The organism is Bacillus ectoiniformans, assembly GCF_016908875.1.
GTDB lineage: Bacteria > Bacillota > Bacilli > Bacillales > Domibacillaceae > Bacillus_BX > Bacillus_BX ectoiniformans.
Genome location: NZ_JAFBES010000001.1, coordinates 247,536 through 264,356, shown reverse-complemented (window position 1 = coordinate 264,356; position 16,821 = coordinate 247,536). Strand labels below are relative to the sequence as shown.

Sequence of the window (16,821 nt, the reverse complement as noted above, 5' to 3'; positions counted from 1 at the left end):
AATCAATGGTTGTAATTTCGATCATTTTACTGTACATTAGAACAAACCTTAAAAATTTCATAAGCTCTTATCCAGAGAAGCGTAGGGACTGGCCCGATGATGCTTCAGCAACCGGCTTTAATTAGTCAAGGTGCTAATTCCAGCGGACGAATGTGTCCGAAAGATGAGGAGAAGCTATTTTAAAAAAAGCCTTCTTCTATAAGAAGGCTTTTTATTTTTTTGTAATGTACATAGAAGGAGCGATCATGATGACAAACACACGAATTGAAACAATATTAGCTCAGATAGGCAACCGAAGTGAGGAAGCCACGGGGACGGTTAATCCGCCTCTATATTTATCTACTGCCTATCGTCATGAAGGCATCGGCCGTTCCAGCGGATATGATTATGTAAGAACAGGGAATCCAACAAGAGAAATTGTGGAGCAGGCGATAGCTGATTTAGAAGAGGGAGATGCGGGGTTCGCCTTTTCATCAGGCATGGCGGCAATTCACACACTGCTTTCACTATTCGACCCCGGCGATGAGTGGATCGTATCTGCAGACATCTACGGAGGAACGTACCGTCTATTTGAAAGAGGATGGAAAAAGTTTGGCTTTTCATTCTTTTATGATGACTTTCAAAATCTTGCTGAAACAGAAAAAAAACTTACCGATCGAACGAAAGTTATTTTCTTAGAAACACCAACTAATCCGTTAATGCAAGAAGCGGATATAGAAGCGATTGCAGCCTTCGCTTCCAAACATGGATTGCTTTTAATTGTTGACAATACCTTTTACACACCTCTTTTACAGAAGCCCCTGACAAAAGGTGCAGACATTGTCATCCATAGCGCCACAAAATATTTAGGCGGGCATAACGATGTACTGGCTGGCTTGATTGCTGTAAAGGGAGAAGAACTTGCTAAACAAGTAGGAGAGTGGCAGAACTCGATTGGGGCCGTCTTGTCGCCGTTTGATTCATGGCTCCTGATTCGCGGAATGAAGACGCTCAGCCTGAGAATGAAGCAGCACGAAGCGAATGCTAAGCAAATTAGCGAATTTCTTCGATGTTGTCCGGAAATTACAGATGTGTTGTATCCGGGCCGTGGCGGTATGCTTTCGTTCCGAGTTCAATCAGAAGAGTGGGTCGATGCCTTCTTGCAAAATTTAAAATTGATTACATTTGCTGAAAGTCTTGGAGGAGTAGAGAGCTTTATTACATACCCGGCTACCCAAACCCATATGGATGTTCCGGAAGAAGTGCGTATGAAAAACGGCGTTTGCAACCGTCTGCTTCGCTTTTCCATTGGTATTGAGCACGCGGAGGATTTAATTGACGACTTAAAGCAAGCATTTAAAAAAATGAAGGAGTGATCGGATATGACGAACAACTATTCTTTTCAAACCAAGCTATTGCATAATAAACATAAGTTCGAGGAAACGACAGGAGCTGTCAGTGTTCCGATCCAGCATGCTTCAACATTTCACCAAAATGATTTTGATCAATATGGAAAGTTTGACTACAGCCGTTCGGGAAACCCGACAAGAGCCGCTCTTGAAGAAGCGATTGCTGAATTAGAGGGCGGAGCGAGAGGGCTTGCTTTTTCATCGGGAATGGCCGCTATTTCTACAGCATTTCTGCTTCTTTCACAAGGGGATCATGTATTAATCACAGAGGATGTGTATGGGGGAACTTATCGTATGGTCACTTCCGTGCTAAATCGTTTCGGGATTGAGCATACGTTTGTTGATATGACGGACCTTCACGAAGTTGCCCGCCACATCAAAGAGAATACAAAGCTGCTTTATATTGAAACGCCTTCAAATCCTCTGCTCAAGGTGACAGATATTGAAGGTATTGTAAAGCTTGCAAAGGCTCATGACTGCCTGACATTTGTTGATAACACCTTCTTAACGCCAGCCTTGCAGCGTCCCCTAGATTTGGGGGTGGACGTTGTATTGCATAGCGCGACTAAGTTCTTATCTGGACATAGTGATGTGCTGGCTGGTCTTGCTGTCACAAAAGATGAGGAGCTCGGACAGCGTTTATATCAGCTGCAAAATTCATTTGGAGCCGTTCTAGGCGTTCAGGATGCTTGGCTGGTGTTAAGAGGGATGAAAACACTTCATGTGAGACTGGAGCAATCTTCTAAAACTGCAGAGGCACTGGCAAATTTCTTGCAAAAACATGAGCTGGTCAAAAAAGTGTACTATCCAGGGTTAAAGGATCACCCGGGGCATGCGGTTCATACCTACCAGACGAATGGAGCTGGCGCTGTTCTTTCGTTCGAATTAGAAGATCAAGAAGCAGTAAGGCAATTTGTGAATTCGGTTAAAATTCCTGTGTTTGCGGTTAGTTTAGGGGCCGTTGAATCGATTCTATCCTATCCGGCTAATATGTCTCACGCAGCAATGTCTAGAGAAGAAAGGTATAAAAGGGGAATTACAGACGGTTTATTGCGCTTATCTGTTGGTTTAGAATCTGCGGAAGATTTGATTGCAGATTTTGAAGAGTCATTTCTTGCGGTAAATAAAGAAAAAGTGAATCAATAATATAACAAAAGAACACCCGGTCATTTAAATGACCGGGTGTTCTTTAAGAAAAAAATCAATTATGCATGACTCATTTTTTTCATGATAAAGCTTACGACAAATACTAAAATAATTGCACCAATTAAAGCAGGGATAATAGCCATACCGCCTACAGTTGGTCCCATGTCACCAAGTAATGCTCCACCAATCCAAGCACCAATAATACCTGCAATAATGTTACCGATAATTCCGCCTGGTACGTCTTTACCTAGAATCATTCCAGCTAACCAGCCAATGATTCCACCTACGATTAAGAAAATAATGAATCCCATTTTTGTTTCCTCCTTCAAAAGTTTTTCTTGATTACTTGCTTGGTTTATGTATTCCCCAGAAACGAAATATAAAACATAAATTATAAATAAAAAATTATTTAGATTTTTCCGATAAAAGTAAAGAAATAAAAAAAGAAGCGGATTTCCGCTTCTTTTTAGATATTCTACAATTTTCGCACCAGTAATTCACATTCCCCTTCAAGCGCTTTGAGAAGCGGGCAGAGGCCGCTTGCTTCATCAAACACACGCTGGTCTAATATGTCACTGTATCGTCCTCCGAAAAGCTTCACTAAAAGGGTAATTCGCAGTTTAAATCCTCCGCGTTCCGGGTCTTTAAGAACGTCGATTTGTGTAGCAACATCTGCAAATGCTTCTTCAACATGGTCATCGATTCTCGCCGCTTCTTGAAGGGCGTTGCTGTAGCAAGAAGCAAGTGCTGCACCTAAGAGGTCCAGATAGCTTCCTTTTGGTGTACCTTGACCGCCGAATGCCTCAGGAGTTGTAATGTCTAAATTAAAGTTTCCATGATCAGAAGATACATTGCCCTCTCTGCCGCCTTTAACGGTTACTAATGTGGAATAAACTGCATCGTTCAAATCCATTCATATCTCTCTCCTTATCAGTTGTGTTATAACTGTTATCTCCCCTTTTACAGAAGAGGATAAACTAAACAGAGAGCATCGAAGACACCTATGAACGAATTAAATCAGCATTCCAGCAATAGCCGCACTTAACAGTGAAGCAAGCGCTCCAGCAAGTACCGCTTTTAGACCAAGCCTTGCGATATCAGAGCGTCGGTTTGGGGCTAAATTTCCAAGTCCTCCAAGAAGAATCGCCATTGAAGACAAGTTGGCAAATCCGCATAAAGCGAAACTTAGGATAGCGACAGTTTTATCTGATAACTGATCAATTTCTGGAGCAAAGTTTGAATAGGCTACATATTCATTAATAACAAGTTTTTGGCCGATAAAGTTTCCGGCTTGAACCGCTTCTTCCCATGGCACTCCGATCGCAAAAGCCAATGGAGCAAATACATACCCTAGAATTAATTCGAGTGAAAGCTGTCCAAAACCGAACCAGCCTCCAATTAAGCCGAGAATACCATTCAGCATCGCAACTAAAGCAATAAACGCAAGAAGCATCGCACCAATGTTTAAAGCTAGCTGCAACCCAACGCTGGCTCCTTTGGCTGCTGCATCAATCACATTTGTTGTATCCTTGTCCATTTCCATCTGAATATCGGCTGGTTCCGGTGTTTCATCGGTTTCAGGAATAAACAGCTTGGCCATGACAAGACCAGCTGGAGCTGCCATAAAGCTTGCAGCCAGTAAATACTCAAGAGGAACACCTAATAAAGCGTATCCAATAAGAACTGAACCTGCGACTGAAGCCAAACCGCCAGTCATCACCGCAAATAGTTCGGACTCTGTCATGCGGTTAATGTAAGGACGGATGACCAGTGGCGCTTCCGTCTGCCCAACGAAGATATTAGCAGCTGCTGAAATAGATTCTGCTTTTCTAGTTCCAAGCAGCTTAGCAAGAGCACCGCCGATAATCTTGATAAAAAACTGCATAATTCCTAAATAGTACAAAACAGAAATTAAAGCTGAAAAGAAAATGATAACCGGCAATACATTTAAGGCGAATACGAAGGTGATATTTGATTCATCTGTATACAGACCGCCAAATAAAAACTTAATCCCTTCATTCGAATATTCAATAATGGCATTAACTACCATTGTTAACCCTTGCATTTGCTCTTTGCCCCATTCCCATTTGAGAACGGTGAAAGCAAAAAGAAGCTGAACGGCTAAGCCTCCGAGTACTGTGCGCCATTTAATATGGCTTCTGCTGACAGAAAACGCATAACCAATACCAAGAACTACCAAGATGCCGAATATTCCCCATACATAAGTCAACGCGCTCACTCCTTCATAATTATTTTGTTTTCCAAAGATGCAAGTGTATAGTTTATAATGAAATGATAAGTAATACAATGCGCTATAAGACAGATTTTATGAGCCGAAAAATTGTGAAAATTGTCTGCTATAGTTATATTCTTTTAAGAGGGTGAGTAAACGTGAAGATCAGAAAGACAGTCTTACAAGATCAGGAAATAAAAGTATATATTTACGAAAATAAAAAGGAAGAATCCTTTATGGTCGCCGTGCCGGCACAGGAATGGTCTGCTGCTTTTTCATATGAAGAAATGGATGCAGAACTTGTAAATAAACTTAACGGATCTTTTTTAAACAGAGGCTTAGATGAGGAAAGCGCCTCACAAATCGCCTGGAGAATTAACCAATGGGTTCGGGAAATGTAATAGACTTTTTTAGGTGATTTCGCTATAGTAACATTTTGCACACAGCCTAAAAAGAAGGTAAATAAAATAAAGTTAAATAGAAGATTTTTATTTTGAAAGGATTGGACATACAATATGGCTTCATTAAAAGAAGAAGTTCTTTCTAGAAGAACATTCGCAATTATTTCCCACCCGGATGCCGGTAAAACGACGTTAACAGAGAAGTTGCTGCTATTCGGAGGAGCGATCCGAGATGCGGGTACCGTAAAAGGAAAAAAAACAGGGAAGTATGCGACATCAGACTGGATGGACATCGAAAAGCAGAGAGGGATCTCGGTTACTTCTTCTGTTATGCAATTTGAGTATGACGGATATCGTGTAAACATCTTAGATACACCAGGACATCAAGATTTCAGTGAAGATACATACCGTACGCTGATGGCAGTTGACAGCGCGGTGATGATCGTCGACGCGGCGAAAGGGATTGAGGCGCAGACACTAAAGCTGTTTAAAGTGTGCCGTATGAGAGGGATTCCGATCTTTACATTTATTAATAAGCTTGACCGTCAAGCGAAACAGCCGCTGGAATTGCTGGCTGAGCTAGAAGAAGTGCTTGGTATTGAATCTTATCCAATGAATTGGCCGATCGGTATGGGAAAAGAATTCTTCGGAATTTATGACCGCTTTAATAACCGCATTGAACAATTCCGGACAGAAAAAGAGGAAGACCGTTTCTTGCCTTTAAATGATGAGGGCGAATTAGCTGTTGATCATGAGATTAAGCAATCTGATTTATATAATCAGACACTAGAAGAAATCATGCTGCTTGAAGAAGCGGGCAATGAATTTTCTGAAGAACGAATTGCTAATGGAACGTTGTCACCAGTGTTTTTCGGAAGTGCGCTTACGAACTTCGGTGTGCAAACCTTTTTGGAAACCTACCTTCAATTCGCTCCGGCACCGCAGCCGCGTATGTCAGATCAAGGAGAAATCGACCCGGTAAGCGAGCAATTCTCAGGTTTTGTATTTAAAATCCAAGCCAATATGAATCCGGCTCACCGTGACCGTATCGCTTTCTTCCGCATTTGTTCAGGGAAATTCGAAAGAGGGATGAGCGTCACATTAACTAGGACAGGTAAGTCATCAAAGGTGTCTCAATCGACCCAATTTCTAGCAGATGACCGCAGCACCGTGAATGAGGCAGTAAGCGGCGATATCATCGGTCTTTATGACACAGGCACTTATCAAATTGGGGATACACTGGTTGGAGAGAAGCCGTTGCTTCAGTATGAAAAGCTTCCTCAGTTCACGCCTGAACTGTTTATGAAGGTTTCAGCGAAAAATGTCATGAAACAAAAAAGCTTCCATAAGGGAATTGAACAGCTGGTGCAAGAGGGTGCGATTCAGCTGTACAAAACGCTAAGAACAGAAGAATATATTCTTGGAGCGGTAGGCCAGCTGCAGTTTGAAGTATTTGAGCACCGCATGAAAGGTGAATACAATTCAGAAGTGATGATGCAGCCGATCGGTTCAAAAATCGCCCGCTGGATAGAAAATGAAGAGGATGTAAATGAAAATCTTTCTAATTCACGCAGCATGCTAGTGAAAGATCGTTTTGACCGTTTAGTCTTCTTATTTGAAAACGAATTTGCTCTTCGCTGGTTCCAGGATAAGAACGAACAGATTAAACTATATAGTCCAATGGAATAGAAATGAAGAGATTGTGCAGTAATTAAGCCTGGGGGTGTAAGTAAATGACTGGATGTATTCATTGCGGTATCCACATTCCGCTCTACAATAAAGGGTATTTATATGTAAAATCTGATAAAGAATTGAACCCATTTGATCAAATGGAGATTCCTTATCAGCGTGGTTACTATCAGCTGTCATATACGAGCAGTGAAGCGCTGGCTGAAAGAATGGAAAGCTGGACAGCCAGAAGTGATTTTTCTGCTATTCTAGCGGGTTTATCCCAAACGTCAGACCAGCCGCATCCAGATCGCCTTATTCCTTTTGGGGAATTGCTCAACCGGCTCAAAAATAAAAAAGTGATCGATTTTATACAAACAGGAAATATGGTGGCTCATCTTCAGCCAATTATTAACTTGCAGAATATGCAGCTTTACGGGTATGAATCACTTTTACGATCAGGCTCGAAGGACGAGAACTATTCTCCGATGGAAATTTTTCGCACAGCCAATGAAACGGGGTTGCATTCCCTGCTTGATCAGCGGGCAAGGGAAGCGGCGATTAAAACGAGGAAAGAAAAAGTGCCAGCTGACCTGAAAAGCTTTATTAACTTTCTTCCTTCTACCATCTATAATCCGGAGTTTTGTTTGAAGCATACTTTTAAGATCGTTGATGCCTATGGGGTTGACCCCGCTAACCTAGTATTTGAAGTGGTTGAAACGGAAAATATCGTCGATGTTCCGCATTTAAAAAACGTCCTGGATACATATAAAAGAGAGGGAATGAAAGTCGCTCTTGATGATGTGGGATCAGGGTTTGCTACAGTTGAAATGCTGAAAAAGCTTCAGCCTGACTACGTTAAAGTAGACCGGTCTTATATTTCATTCTGTGATCAGGATGAACAGAAACAACAGTTCCTTCATGAAGTGCTTTCTATCTCAAATGGTTTAGGGATTACCATGCTCGCAGAAGGGATGGAACGGCAAGAAGAAATGCAATATTGTCAATCCATCGGTATTCCTTTGGCACAAGGCTACTACATTGGCAAACCAAGTCCAGAGGCGCTAGTGCCTAACCTGATTTAACAATAAAACCAGTCTGTTCCAGTGGAATAGGCTGGTTTTTCGTATAAAGAATACAAATGTTGAAAATATTATTGACACGTAACCTATCATGCTTAATAATTATAATTGCTGCTAAATCACTTTATTGCATAAAAGCGTTTAAGCAGAAAAGTTATCTACTTACATGAGGAGTGTCATCTATGTTTAAAATTGTACCGGTCACCAGGCCATCTTTAGCAGCGGCTATAGGCATGACGATCGTCATCATGGCAGTTATCAGTTCTTCTATCATTTGGCTTGAATCTGTACCGCATATTCCGATTTTACTTTCTATCTTTCTATTGGCTGCCTATGGAATGGGGAAGAAGATATCGTTTGCAAAATTGAAAGAAGGTATGATCGATGGGGCAAAATCAGGCATGGATGCTGTATTCATCTTCTTTTTAATTGGAATTCTTATCAGCAGCTGGATTATTTCTGGAACAATTCCTACGATGATTCATGCGGCTTTCGGACTTGTGACTCCATCCTTTTTTTATAGCATTGTATTTATCGTTACAGCCATCGTCGGAATTGGAATTGGGAGTTCGCTTACAACAGTTGCAACCATCGGTGTTGCGTTTATAGGCGTCAGCCAAGCAATCGATGCAAGCGCTGCCATCACAGCAGGAGCTATTGTTTCAGGTGCATTCTTTGGAGATAAAATGTCTCCGTTATCAGATACAACTAACTTAGCGGCATCAGTCGTAGGGGTAGATTTATTTGAACATATAAAAAATATGGGCTGGACGACGATTCCTGCTTTCTTCCTGTCCCTTGTTCTGTTTGGCGTGATTTCTCCAAAAGCCGGGGAAGTGCAATTCCCTAAAATTGATATGATTAAAGCTACCTTAGTACAAGAGAATTTAGTTCATTGGTATGCGTGGATTCCGTTACTGATATTATTTATCATGTCTATTAAAAAAGTCTCACCATTCATTACGCTTGCTGTCAGCTCTATTGCTGGTGTGTTGTTGTCATTCTTTCATTCCAATCAGACATTGGCTAGTGTTTTTCAAGTGCTATTTTCTGGTTATACAGCAAAAACAGGGAATGCCGAAGTAGATGCACTGCTGACCAGAGGCGGAATAGAAAGTATGATGTTTACCGTTTCGCTTGTTTTATTATCTCTTAGCCTTGGCGGTTTATTGTTTACTCTTGGGGTTGTGCCAAGAATGTTTGAAGCAGTAGAGCAGCGATTAAAAAAGGCGAGTACGACCGTTACTTCTGCTGCGGCATCGGCAATTGGAATTAATCTCGTGATCGGTGAACAATATTTATCTATTTTGCTGACAGGAGAAGCTTTTCAAAAACAGTTTGAAAAAGTGAAACTGGCCAAAAAGAACCTGTCAAGAACGCTTGAAGATGCCGGAACGGTGATCAACCCCCTTGTTCCATGGGGAGTGTGCGGAGTATTTATTACGAATATGCTGGAAGTGAAAACAATCGATTACTTGCCATTTGCTTTCTTTTGTCTGTTAAGCCCCATTTTAACACTTGTGTTCGCATGGACAGGCTGGACACTGACTAAAACAGAAAGTAAATAAGTTTTTTTGGAAGCATCAGGCGCTGAAATGCCTGGTGCTTTTATTTCGTTTATTTTTTGTCAAAAATAAGCAGGATTATCTATAAATTAGCGTTTTAAAGTTGAATAACAAAACGCTGGTGATTTATAGTTAGTAAAGCAAGTATTTACAGGAAGATGGAACAGCAGAAGAAAGGGGATTGTTTGTTGAGAATCAGTAATTTTTCAATTAAGAGACCGGTATTCACCACAGTCATCATGTTTTTAGTCATCATTTTAGGTGTCGTGTCTCTTTTAAAAATACCATTAAAACTTATACCGGATATTAATCCGCCAATTGCCGTCGTCGTTACTTCTTATGAAGGAGCAAGTCCTGCAGAAATTGAAGAGAAAGTGACCAAGCCATTAGAGGCAAGTTTAGCTACTCTTCCTGGCATTCAAAATATCACTTCGACGACGAGGGAAGGCTCTAATTTAATACTAATGGAGTTTTCTTGGAGCACCAAAATTGATGAGGTGCAATCAGACGTATTGCAGCGAATTGACCGAACTCCTATACCAAGTGAGTCTAATAAGCCGCAATTCTTTAAGTTCGACCCTTCACAATTTCCAATCATTCAATTGTCACTTCAGTCAACAAAAAGTAAAGATGAACTTCAAAAACTGGCTAAAGAATTAGAGCAAGATTTAACGACAGTTGAAGGGGTAGCGAATGTCAGTGTGACGGGTTCTTTAGAAGAAGAACTTCAAATTAAACTGGATGAAAAAAAGCTTGAGGAATATAACTTGTCGCAGTCAGATGTGGTTCAGCTGATTCAAGCCAATAATATTTCACTCCCGGGTGATCCCGTTGAGTCTGACGGCATGTCACTTACTACAAGAATAGTCAGCAAGCTTACCAATGTTGAAGACATTAAAAACCTTGTGATGTCTGTTAATCCTCTAAGCGGAGAAGAAGTAAAGGTGTCGGATGTAGCAACTGTAGAAATTACACCTAAAAAAACAGGATCTATTACAAGAGCGAATGAAAATCCCGCTTTACTTCTAAGTGTGCTTCAGCAAGCAGATGCGAATACAGCGGAAGTGTCCAAACAATTTCAAACAAAACTAGATGAATTGTTAAAAGAGGATCAATATAAAGATGTGGATGCAGACATTTTATTTGACCAGGGAGACTATATTCGATTATCTATAGGAAATATCGGAAATTCGCTGCTCTTAGGTGGAGCTTTTGCGATGCTTGTTCTCTTTGTGTTTTTGAGAAATGTAAAGAGTCCGCTGATTATCGGTGTAGCCATTCCTTATTCCGTTATCGTCACCTTTGTTTTAATGTATTTTGCTGATTTTAATTTAAATATTATGACCCTAGGTGCTTTAGCATTAGGGATCGGTATGCTTGTCGATAATGCTATCGTGGTTATAGAAAATATTTACCGTCATTTATCTATGGGCAAAGACTCGAAGGAAGCTGCTAGAGAGGGAACGAAAGAAGTAGGAGGCGCGATTACCGCTTCTACTTTAACGACAGTCGCTGTATTTTTGCCGGTCGTGTTCATTTCAGGTATTCTTGGCCAAATCTTTAAAGAGTTTGCCTTAACTATCTCATTCAGTTTGATTGCTTCATTAGTGGTGGCCTTAACTGTTATCCCAATGATCGCAAGCAGATGGCTGAAAAAGCCTAGAGAGACAGCAGAAAATAAAAAAGCTTCTAAATCATCACTGCAGTTTGAGCGTTCTATTAAGTGGGCGCTGCGTCACAGACTTTTGGTTCTGTTCATGGCTTTCGTCTTTTTAGTCGGCGGAGGATTGGGCTTAACTACTGTCGGCTCACAATTTTTACCGCCAACAGATGAGGGGTTTTTCAATGTAAAAGTAGAAGTGGAAAACGGAACGTCCCTAGCTGAAACAGATAAGGTAGTAAAAGCTATGGAAAAAGAGTTCAGCAAAGAGAAAGATACTGACGTCTATGTAAGCCTTATTGGATCTACACAAGAAGATTCATTCAGGGGCACAGGGTCAACGAATGTGGCAGAGCTCTATGTTAAACTAACAGATCTAGATAAGAGAGACCGTTCTGTATTTGCCTATGTAGATGATGTCAAGCCGGACGTTGTAAAAGCGGCTCAAAAAGTGAATAAAACAGCTGAAGTAACGTTTAACTTGCAATCTGCATCGGGTTCCAGCCCGCAAACGGTTGTGTTTAACGTGCGAGATACGGATAAACAGCGTTTAAACCAAGCGGTTAAAGATATCGACAAAGCTATTACAAATATTGATGAGATTACGGAAGTATCAACTGATCGTGAGGAAACAGTAAAAGAAATTCAAATCCAGGTAAACCGGGCGAAAGCAACAGACGCCGGCCTGGCACCGGCTCAAATCGCTACAATCGTGAACAACGCCACGCGCGGTGTCTTAACTACGCAAATAATAGATGAGACATCTTCGGTACAAACGGTGTATGTCAGATATGATGACCGTGTGACCCAAAATATAGAAGAATTAAAAAAATTATTAGTCAAAACACCATCAGGAAATTATATGGAATTAAATGAACTGGCGGATATAACGATCAATCAAGGACCCGTCAGCATCAAGCGTATTAATCAGCAGGAAGCGGTCCAATTTACGGCTAAATACTCCTCAGCTACCAACCTTGGAGCAGTCTCCAAACGGATAGATGAAGAGATCGCTAAACTGAATATTGCGGATGAAACAAAAATTACGTTCGGCGGTGACAGAGACCTATTAGAAAGTTCAATTGATGATATGGTGTTAGCCCTGCTGTTAGCAATTGTGCTTATTTATATCGTCATGGCTGCACAATACGAATCATTTAAATATCCATTCGTCATCATGTTCACTGTTCCACTGTGTGTGGTCGGGGTAGCTGTTGCCCTTACAGTCACCAGAACGCCGATCAGTATTCCAGCTGTCATTGGTGTCTTGATCCTCGCGGGGATAGTAGTTAATAATGCCATTGTTATCGTGGATTATATTATTCAGAGGAAACAATTGAATATGAGCAGCTATGAGGCCATTGTCGAGTCTGCTAAAGACCGGGCACGGCCGATTCTTATGACGGCGCTGACAACGATCCTAGGACTAGTTCCGCTTGCAGCAGGTATAGGAGGAGGCACAGAGATCAATCAGCCAATGGGTATTACAGTCATCGGCGGGTTAATTTCCAGCACATTCTTAACCCTTTACGTCATTCCAGTGGTTTATAGTTTCTTCGATAAAGAAACGAGAAGAATGAATAAAAAACAGGCTGAGTAATGTAAATGAGTTTACTTTGAATCAAAAAATGATTATAATATCTTTAACAGACAACTGAATCTTCAATGACGTAAGTCAAAGGGGAGTAGCGTTAGGTATTTACCTAAAACAAAGTCGTCAATTCGTGGATCTTGATCCATCGGCTTTGTTGGCATGATTGTGATTATGCTCAGCAAGACCTTTGCCTATTATGGCAGAGGTCTTTTTTGTTTGTTTGAAGGTTTTTGGGTATATATAAAAAGATACGTTTGTAGGAGGAGATCACATTTATGGATGGAGCAATGATGCTGGAATACGGCTGGGTGCTGCTTGTGCTAATAGCTCTTGAAGGGATTCTAGCTGCAGATAATGCCGTGGTTATGGCTGTCATGGTGAAGCATTTGCCAAAAGAGCAGCAACAGAAAGCTTTATTCTATGGGTTATTGGGAGCGTTTGTCTTCCGTTTTCTAGCACTATTTCTAATATCGTTTTTAGTAAAGGTATGGCAAGTACAGGCTATTGGCGCTCTTTACTTGTTCTTTATAGCTTTTAACCATTTATATAAAAAATGGAAGCATAAAGAGGATCATATTGAAGGGCACGGAATTCAAGAAAAGAAGGGCTCTTCATTTTGGATGACTGTATTAAAGGTTGAAGTAGCGGATATTGCATTTGCAATTGATTCCATGCTTGCTGCAGTTGCGCTTGCAGTTACGTTGTCTCCTACGGGCTGGTTCCAGGTCGGAGGAATTGATGGAGGTCAATTTTTAGTCATGCTTCTTGGGGGGCTGATCGGCGTTGTCATTATGCGATTTGCTGCAACATGGTTTGTAAAAGTGCTTCAGAAATATCCTACACTTGAAACGGCTGCTTTCTTGATTGTCGGCTGGGTAGGTGTTAAACTGGCTGTCTTTACGCTTGCGCATCCAAAGGTACAGATTCTTAATGAACATTTCCCGGAATCGACTCCTTGGAAGCTGACATTCTGGGTCGTGCTTATCGGTATTGCTGTTGGAGGATACCTTGTTTCCAGAAAACAGGGAGCTGTTGACGAAACCGCTCATTAATCCTTTGCCTTAAAAGCAGGTACATGCTGCTTTTAAGGCTTTTTATATAAAATGAGAAATCACAAAAAAGGTTCTTGCTGTTCATTGTGAATTGAACGGCAAGAACCTTTTTTAGTGGTTAGCTAGAGTGCAATTGTTCCTTTTTCAGGTTAAAAGGGCGCGGTTTATTGACAGCGGGGTCAAAATATATGACAAGCAAATGATCATGTTCCGACCATTGGCCATTCTCTTTTACCATTGTCATTTCTTCCAAAAGTGTGTGTTTATACAAATCTTTCTCGGATAAGCCTAATTGAACAAACTCTTCACCTAAGAGAGAGGGGTTCTCTAAAATTTGCTGATAAATAACGGAGCGATCTTTCTTCTCCATAGTAGGCGTCCACCAAGTTTTTCTTGGTTTGTATCGCTGATTAATTAAGTAATCATATTTCATAATGCTTTCTACATGATGAATATCAGGCAGATCAGTCGTTCTGAGATAACTGGACAATCGTTTAAATAAATCTTCTAATTGATGCCCAATTCGTTCCCAGCCTTGTTCTTCCCAATAGGAGCCGAACGCTTGAAAGAAGTCGAAAGGGGTTGGGAATACATGCTGAACTAAATGCTCGATGGTTTCATCCATTCGATGATCGTTCCAATATTTCTCCAAGACGTCTTCCACTTGTTTAATCTTTACCATATCAGCAAATGAAAGAACATTATTCTTTAATATTTCATATGGGGCATGATCCATATATACATAGTCGTGTTCATGCGCCCGAATGCGAAGTCCTGTTCCGCGCAGCATTTTTAAAAAGCCAAGCTGAAGCTCTTCAGGGCGCAGGGCAAATACATCATTAAAGGTTTGGCGGAAGGAATGATAATCTTCTTCAGGCAAACCGGCAATTAAATCAAGGTGCTGATCAATTTTTTTTCCTTCTTTCACCATTAGAACAGTTCTCGTCAGTTTAGACCAATTTTGCTTTCGCATGACAAGATCGTTCGTTTCATCATTGGTTGACTGAACCCCTATTTCAAATCGAAACAGGCCGGCAGGGGCATTATCATTTAAAAACTCTATGACCTCTGGCCGCATGATATCCGCTGTAATTTCAAATTGAAAGACAGTTCCGGGAAGATGTTCATCAATCAAAAATTGAAACATTTCCATTGCATAGCTGCGGCTGATATTGAATGTGCGATCGACAAACTTAATTGTTTTAGCTCCGTTTTGCATTAAGTAGCGAATATCTTCTTTGACTTTTTCTCGATTAAAGTAACGCACGCCGACTTCTATAGAAGACAAGCAGAATTGACAACGGAACGGACAGCCACGGCTTGTCTCAATATAAGTAATTCGTTTACCCAACTGTTCTTTATCTTCTTCAAAACGGAAAGGGGAAGGCACTTCACGTAAATCAAGTTTATTTCGCTGAGGATTTACGTGGGGTTTTCCATCACGGCGGTAGCCGATGCCAGAGACGGATTCAAAGTTTTTAGAGCCGCTGATTTCATCAAGCAGCTGCTTAAACGTTTCTTCCCCTTCTCCTATAGCTATAAAATCAGCTTCTGGTATACGATCTAGCCAGTAGGGAACATCATAAGTGACTTCCGGTCCACCCAAAATAATTATGGTGTCAGGACTGACCTTCTTATACATTTCAATCACTTTGATCGTTTCTTCAATGTTCCAGATATAGCAGCTGAAGCCGAGAACATCAGGTTTCTTCTTATATAAATCTGTCACAATATTAATAGAAGGGTCTTTGATTGTGTATTCTGCGAGATCTATATGATATTCAGGCTCCGCATAAGCCTTTAAACAGCGGAGAGCCAGGTTCGTGTGGATATATTTTGCATTTAATGTGCATACAGCAACATTCATAAGTGAATTGTCTCCTTCTTACTTTTCTTTAATATTCTTCGCTTCTGGCTCTCTTTTTAACATTCTTTTCAGCCTTGACCATTTGGTTTCAATTAAAGGCTGTGTGATGGTAGTAACCACAGGAGAAGAGAGAAGCATCGTCAATAACAGTGAAACGGTTAAGAGAAGCACTACTGATTCAGCCGTATTAACGACTTCACTGTTTCTGAACGTCTTAATGATAAATCCGTGCAGCAAGTAAACATACAGCGTGTTTTTGCCCCAGTCCGTAAAGAAAAATTTCTTTCTTGGTACATAAGCAAAAAAAGCGGCAATCATTGTAAAGCTTAATACGTAGATAGCTACTCGCATGAGAATGCCTTCTAAGTCAGATGCTCCCAAATCAGCAAACGAAGAAGAACCTAGCAGCCATTTCTGATCAATATCAGAATGAGTATAAGCGAAATAATAAATCATTAATGAAACAACGACTAACACCGTTCGAATTGTTTTTCCAGATAAATAGGTAAAGTGTTCTTTCTTTAAGTAGTATCCAACTAAGAAGAACGGGAAAAAGACAAACGTACGGGCAAAGCTTAAGACACTGAGATTATGTTCAATGACACCAATAAAGATCCCAATGATAAATGCTGCCGATATTGCGATGACGGGCTTAAGTTTAAGCCACTTCACAGAAACCAGCAACAAGACGTTCCAGAAAAATAAACTTAATAGAAACCACAGTGACCAATGCGGTATGAGTAAATTAAACTCAAATGCTTTTTCCTCATAAAGAAAGAAATAAAAGATTGAATAGACAAGCTGAAAGATAAAAAAGGGCAGTAAGATCTTTTGGGAGATCTTCTTAATGTAACCCTTCTTGTAAAAGCTTTTTGCGAAAAATCCAGATACTAAGATAAACCCTGGCATGTGAAATAAATAAATGGTTGCGTACAAAGCAAATATGGTAGGATTATCTCCGATATATGATCGGATCAAATGACCAAATACGACAAAGAAAATAAGTATAAATTTTGCATTGTCGAAATAATAATCCCTTTTAGACATTGTAAATTCACCTGACTTCAGTTAGTTTAAATGAACTATCTTTTTACTTATTAACTCTGTAAACACATCCTAGCATTATACATGATTTTATCTTAAACTGCTAATAAAACATGATGGC

13 protein-coding genes and 2 riboswitches are annotated in these 16,821 nt (G+C 40.5%); of the genes, 8 read left to right on the top strand and 5 right to left on the bottom strand.

Annotation, left to right across the window (positions count from 1 at the left end; all coding sequences use genetic code 11):
* The first annotated feature begins 64 nt into the window (after positions 1-64).
* Positions 65-170, top strand: a riboswitch (SAM riboswitch).
* A 75-nt stretch (positions 171-245) separates the two neighbouring features.
* Together JOC78_RS01320 and metC are read left to right on the top strand one after the other, a co-directional pair.
* A complete protein-coding gene (locus JOC78_RS01320; RefSeq protein ID WP_420829886.1) occupies positions 246-1,355 on the top strand; it encodes a methionine biosynthesis PLP-dependent protein in 1,110 nt (369 codons plus the stop codon).
* 6 nt (positions 1,356-1,361) lie between these two features.
* Complete coding sequence (metC, locus tag JOC78_RS01315) at positions 1,362-2,534, top strand: cystathionine beta-lyase (RefSeq protein WP_204552254.1); 1,173 nt, start codon at positions 1,362-1,364, stop codon at positions 2,532-2,534.
* A 59-nt stretch (positions 2,535-2,593) separates the two neighbouring features.
* Here the strand turns inward: metC and JOC78_RS01310 are convergent, their stop codons facing one another.
* The 3 genes from JOC78_RS01310 to JOC78_RS01300 form a co-directional block, all read right to left on the bottom strand.
* On the bottom strand, positions 2,594-2,845 hold the full coding sequence (locus JOC78_RS01310) for a GlsB/YeaQ/YmgE family stress response membrane protein (RefSeq protein WP_204552252.1): 252 nt from the start codon (positions 2,843-2,845) through the stop codon (positions 2,594-2,596).
* A 164-nt stretch (positions 2,846-3,009) separates the two neighbouring features.
* A complete protein-coding gene (locus JOC78_RS01305; RefSeq protein ID WP_204552251.1) occupies positions 3,010-3,447 on the bottom strand; it encodes an OsmC family protein in 438 nt (145 codons plus the stop codon).
* Between the two features lie 99 nt (positions 3,448-3,546).
* A complete protein-coding gene (locus tag JOC78_RS01300; protein WP_204552249.1) occupies positions 3,547-4,764 on the bottom strand; it encodes a NupC/NupG family nucleoside CNT transporter in 1,218 nt (405 codons plus the stop codon).
* 161 nt (positions 4,765-4,925) lie between these two features.
* On the opposite strand from JOC78_RS01300, the gene JOC78_RS01295 reads away from it, so the two are divergent.
* From JOC78_RS01295 to JOC78_RS01270, 6 genes are all read left to right on the top strand, one after another.
* The gene (locus JOC78_RS01295; protein ID WP_204552248.1) at positions 4,926-5,168 is read left to right on the top strand and encodes a YueH family protein; all 243 of its coding nucleotides are present in this window, start codon (positions 4,926-4,928) and stop codon (positions 5,166-5,168) included.
* 114 nt (positions 5,169-5,282) lie between these two features.
* Positions 5,283-6,857 carry a peptide chain release factor 3 gene (locus tag JOC78_RS01290; RefSeq protein WP_204552246.1) on the top strand — a complete coding sequence of 525 codons (1,575 nt, stop codon included), beginning with the start codon at positions 5,283-5,285 and terminating at the stop codon, positions 6,855-6,857.
* 44 nt (positions 6,858-6,901) lie between these two features.
* Entirely contained in the window at positions 6,902-7,921 is a 1,020-nt protein-coding gene (locus JOC78_RS01285) for an EAL domain-containing protein (protein ID WP_204552244.1), read from the top strand.
* Positions 7,922-8,100: 179 nt separating this feature from the next.
* On the top strand, positions 8,101-9,486 hold the full coding sequence (nhaC, locus tag JOC78_RS01280) for a Na+/H+ antiporter NhaC (protein WP_204552243.1): 1,386 nt from the start codon (positions 8,101-8,103) through the stop codon (positions 9,484-9,486).
* Between the two features lie 185 nt (positions 9,487-9,671).
* The gene (locus JOC78_RS01275) at positions 9,672-12,743 is read left to right on the top strand and encodes an efflux RND transporter permease subunit (protein ID WP_204552241.1); all 3,072 of its coding nucleotides are present in this window, start codon (positions 9,672-9,674) and stop codon (positions 12,741-12,743) included.
* A 68-nt stretch (positions 12,744-12,811) separates the two neighbouring features.
* A riboswitch (yybP-ykoY riboswitch) is annotated at positions 12,812-12,914 on the top strand.
* A 98-nt stretch (positions 12,915-13,012) separates the two neighbouring features.
* Positions 13,013-13,789 (top strand): TerC family protein, encoded by a 777-nt coding sequence (locus JOC78_RS01270; RefSeq protein WP_204552239.1) that lies wholly within the window; start codon positions 13,013-13,015, stop codon positions 13,787-13,789.
* A gap of 118 nt (positions 13,790-13,907) precedes the next feature.
* Here JOC78_RS01270 and JOC78_RS01265 read toward each other — a convergent pair whose 3' ends face one another.
* Together JOC78_RS01265 and JOC78_RS01260 are read right to left on the bottom strand one after the other, a co-directional pair.
* On the bottom strand, positions 13,908-15,656 hold the full coding sequence (locus JOC78_RS01265) for a B12-binding domain-containing radical SAM protein (protein ID WP_204552237.1): 1,749 nt from the start codon (positions 15,654-15,656) through the stop codon (positions 13,908-13,910).
* A gap of 18 nt (positions 15,657-15,674) precedes the next feature.
* Complete coding sequence (locus JOC78_RS01260) at positions 15,675-16,703, bottom strand: acyltransferase family protein (RefSeq protein WP_204552235.1); 1,029 nt, start codon at positions 16,701-16,703, stop codon at positions 15,675-15,677.
* Positions 16,704-16,821 lie beyond the last annotated feature (118 nt).